This window comes from Streptomyces sp. NPDC050636 (assembly GCF_040654775.1).
Taxonomy (GTDB): domain Bacteria; phylum Actinomycetota; class Actinomycetes; order Streptomycetales; family Streptomycetaceae; genus Streptomyces.
This window is the reverse complement of sequence record NZ_JBFAIP010000238.1, coordinates 1-2,718: the sequence shown is the minus strand read 5'-3', so window position 1 is coordinate 2,718 and position 2,718 is coordinate 1. Positions and strand designations below refer to the sequence as shown.

The following is a 2,718-nucleotide window of genomic DNA, read 5'->3' as shown; positions in this document are numbered from 1 at the left end:
GGAGGCTGAGCGTACACTCCGCGGCGCCTCATCGCCGCTGTAGGCGCAGGCTCAGCGCAGGTCCGCGACTTCGTTGGCCATCGATGCTGTAGGAGCCGCCGGAGTCGTGTGTGTGATGAACAGTGACGACGTCGTTCGGTGGAGAGCAATCAGGTTCCTCCCGGGTGCGGCGGGAAGGCACAGCGCTGTGCGCTGTCAGTGGTACGTGCTGAGAGGCGGTTACCGGAATCGCCAACTGGCGTGGGAGTACGCGTGGTTGAAGGACTGAGCCACCGTGGGCAGAACTGGGCCGGCGGCGAGCTGGCGACTCAGACAGGACCTGACGGCCATCCGCGCCGATCGGAACCCTCTCAGCCGCCGGCTCTGAGCCCGGTGAGGAGAACAGCTGGAGAGGATCGAGCACTGAAGTTCGCCGTCGTTGCTACCGGGGCGGTTGTCACAGGTGCGGCGTTCATCGGATTCTTCGTCAGGCCTGGGCCTGGCTGAACGACCACTGGGGATCCACGCCGTCCTACCGCAGCTGTGCCTGATGCTGCCGGCGGTCTGGGCCAGGCACGTGAGCAACGCAGGAGGTGGAGGCGAGGCAGGCGCGGGCCTGCCAATCGTGTGGCCCGAGATCGACAGCTGCTCCCCGGGAGTACGAGTTCGCCGTGCGAACCTACTGCGCCGCGACGGCTTCATAGCGAACAGGTCGGCGGCGCGGGCGACGTTGCCGGCGCCGTACACGCCGTCGACACAGACGACCGGATCCGGGCGCGCAAGGCGAGCATCGGCGCGACGGCGCGCTGCTCCGCCCCAGCCGGAGCGCACCGGCCGGGAAGGCTCGAGACTGGGCCACCGACCGCCGACCGTTGTGGAAGGTCTTGGAGGCCTCAAGCCTGCCCGGCATGCGCCGGGGCAGCGGCGCCAACGGCAGCCAGACCCCCGGGCCGCCCTCGCAGCGCACCTCCAGCACGGCCGAGGCGAGGTAGCCCAGCCGGCTTCGCGCCATGTGAGCGTCGAGGGCGCTGCCGTCGTCGATGACCGGGCAGAGCGGCGATTCCTGCGCTGCGGAAAGTCGCCCCGCAGGAACAACGATCGCTTCCCGGAAGCCGCAAGGACTTCTTCGCGAAGATACCTTCGCGAAGGGTTGAGTCACGGGCGACCACCTACACGAGCAAGTCCTATGTCGGGACACAGGACTTGCTCCTCCAACTCCTCCGTCCGGCTCTGGGCGGAGGCCAGAGCCGGATGGTCCCGGAGGGAGCCGGAGGGAGGTGGCGTCGGCGGTCAACGCCCCCCGTGGAGGGTCTGCCAAAGGTCAAGCTTGGTGGGAAGATCCGCCACAGGACATTCGATACACGGAACGCGAAGCCAGTGCTCTGCAGCCCTGCGGCACGCCTCCGCCGACCCCGGGTCCAGACCACCGGCGAAGGCGAAGGCGAAAGCGATGACGATGACGATGGCGATGACGATGGCGTGGTCGGCATCCGCACACCATCAGACGTACCAGAGCATCTCGCACGCCCACCCGCGTGCCGACACCGGCGATCCCGTGACACCCCTGTCTGCCCGCGCAGACGCATCCGAGCTACACCTGTGCGTTCAGTCACTTGCCTTCACACACGCCGACGGCCTCGGAACGCGCCACTGCTCCGTTTCTCTCCCTGCGGCAGTGCATTTGTCCCTGGACGTCGTCGTCCCTCCTTCGTGTACTGGTTCTTCCCTGACAAGCTCTCTAACATGGGGCGTTGCAGCAGCTGACGCGTCTCCGGCGAGTGTGCGCGGGGCGGGCGGAGCAGGGAGAGAACCGCATTTCTCACGCCATCGATGTCACCCGGCCCAGTGTGGCCCGCATGTACGACTGGTTCTTGGGCGGCAAGGACAACTACGCAGCCGACCGACGGGCCTGTGCGCAGCTGCTCAAGCTCGCACCGAGCACGCGTGAGTTGGTCCGTGGCAACAGGCGGTTCCTGAGACGTGTCGTACGAAATCTGGCGGAGCAGCATGGCGTGAGGCAGTTCCTCGACCACGGCTGCGGCCTGCCGACGCAGGACAACGTGCATCAGATCGTGCAGCGCGTTGACCCGAGCACACGCGTCGTCTATATCGACAACGACCCCATGGTTCTCGCACACGGGCGGGCGCTGTTAGAGGAGAATGACGAGACCGCTGTCATCCAGGAAGACATGAGCGATACGGACAGGATCTTTGGCCACAAAGACGTCCACAGGCTCATCGACTTCAAGCGTCCAGTGGCTGCACTGTTCGTCTCCGTCCTGCACTGCCTGCCTGATCAGCTGGAACCTGCCAGACTGGTGCAGCGAGTCGCACGGCGGCTTGCGCCGGGCAGCTTCGTGGTGATCTGCCAACTCACCAGCGATGACGCTCAAGTTCGAGCAGACACCACCAAGTTCATGTGCCGGACCGTCAGCGAGTGGGGCCGGGTCCGGGAACGTCGTGAAGTCGAGACCTACTTCGAGGACATGGACGTGCTTCCCCCAGGCCTGGTGGACGTCTCCTCGTGGCGGGCCGACCTCGGTGGTGTTCCGCGCCGGCAGCCACGCGAATGGTTCGAGTACGGAGGAGTCGCCCGGACCCGATGAGCAGCCATCCGACCCTATGAACCCACTCAGGCTCCTCAGACGCGAACCTCTCGGTTGAACAGCGGTCCGGCCCTGTGAGCCTACTCATGCTCCTCAGACGCGAACTTCTCGATGGCCTCTTCCAGCAAGGTCA

At 65.9% G+C, this 2,718-nt stretch carries 1 protein-coding gene; it reads left to right on the top strand.

The features are described from left to right. The first annotated feature begins 1,793 nt into the window (after positions 1 to 1,793). The gene (locus tag AB0I10_RS40930; RefSeq protein ID WP_363157820.1) at positions 1,794 to 2,585 is read left to right on the top strand and encodes an SAM-dependent methyltransferase; all 792 of its coding nucleotides are present in this window, start codon (positions 1,794 to 1,796) and stop codon (positions 2,583 to 2,585) included. Positions 2,586 to 2,718: the final 133 nt, after the last annotated feature.